General features: G+C 71.3%; 2 protein-coding genes. One reads left to right on the forward strand and one right to left on the reverse strand.

Annotation, left to right across the window (positions count from 1 at the left end; translation table 11 throughout):
- Window positions 1-218 (forward strand): hypothetical protein (locus CCN37_RS37685; protein WP_210408396.1); only part of this gene is annotated, 218 nt, incomplete at its 5' end.
- Between the two features lie 75 nt (window positions 219-293).
- Here CCN37_RS37685 and CCN37_RS37690 read toward each other — a convergent pair.
- Window positions 294-865 (reverse strand): ABC transporter permease (locus CCN37_RS37690; RefSeq protein WP_086830196.1); only part of this gene is annotated, 572 nt, incomplete at its 5' end.

Consider the following 865-nt stretch of genomic DNA (forward strand, 5'->3'; position numbering starts at 1 on the left):
ACTACACGTGCACCCATTGCGGCAACGTCGGTCTGGCGGAAGGTTTCATCGAGGACGCCGGTGAGCACTCGCGCGGATACGCGCGCTGGATCGAGGGCGCGATGGAGCGGGGATTTTTCGGGGGCGCCAAGCGGACGGGCCGTCCCCGGCGGCAGATAGTGGCGTTCCGCTGTCCTGAGTGCGGGCACCTCGAGCTGTTCGCCGCCGAGGAGGTGTAGTCGGCCCTCGTCGTCCCGGACGCCCGTGCGCGCGGTCTGCCCTTCATGCCCGCGGTGCCCGCGGGGGCATGCCCCTCACCTTCGACCGTCCTTGGGGCGGTGGAGGTGGCCGCGGGCGACGAGTTCGACGGTGCAGGCAACGGCCACCGCCTGGATCGCCATCAGGGCGACGAGGACGAACAGTTGGACCGCTCCCGCAGCGGTGGGGCTGGCGCCGCCCAGCAGCATGCCGACAAAGGCGCCCGGGAGTGTCACCAGTCCAACGGTGCGCGTCTGGTCGAGACCGGGCAGCAGGGCGTCCGACGCGGCCGGGCGGGCGATCTCCATCCGTGCGTCCCGGTCCGACAGCCCCAGGGCCAGGCCCGCCTCGTACTCACCGTGCCGCAGGCCGAGTTCGTCCAGCGCCCGCCGTCCCGACAGCACGGTCGCGGTCAGCGCTCCACCGATGAAGATCCCGGTCACCGGAATCAGCACGATGCCCTTCAGGGGCACCAGGCCGGTCAGCAGCAGCAGGCTCACGACCGGCAGCACGCTCAGCGCGATGGGCCACAGTGCCAGCCACCACGACCGGTCCGGTGTCAGGCGCCGCCCGGCGGTCCACACCGCCACGCCCAGCATCAAGATCAAGAAAGCCACCGTCGCGAGGC

The organism is Allokutzneria sp. NRRL B-24872 (assembly GCF_002155965.1).
Taxonomy (GTDB): domain Bacteria; phylum Actinomycetota; class Actinomycetes; order Mycobacteriales; family Pseudonocardiaceae; genus Allokutzneria.